The organism is Rhizobium ecuadorense, assembly GCF_001187535.1.
GTDB classification, from domain to species: domain Bacteria; phylum Pseudomonadota; class Alphaproteobacteria; order Rhizobiales; family Rhizobiaceae; genus Rhizobium; species Rhizobium ecuadorense.
Window position 1 is genome coordinate 1 of the sequence record NZ_LFIO01000780.1, and the last position, 206, is coordinate 206.

General features: G+C 57.8%; 1 protein-coding gene. It reads left to right on the forward strand.

Going from position 1 to position 206, the window contains the following annotated elements:
- Window positions 1-206: alpha/beta hydrolase family protein (locus tag AF337_RS13855; RefSeq protein ID WP_152971069.1), on the forward strand; the 206-nt coding region annotated here is incomplete at both ends.

Below are 206 nucleotides of genomic sequence, written 5' to 3' on the forward strand. Positions count from 1 at the left end.
CGATGCCTACGGGGCTCTCGATTTCCTATCGACATTCACCTTCGTTGATGCCCGACGGGTAGGGCTGATGGGCTTCTCGGCTGGTGGAATCGCAACACTCGAAGCCACGAAATCCGAAGGCAACGAGCAGTTCATGGATCGAAAGTTCAAGGCTGCAGTCGCCTACTATCCGGTTTGCGCTCCCCATGAGGGCGATGCGACGGTGC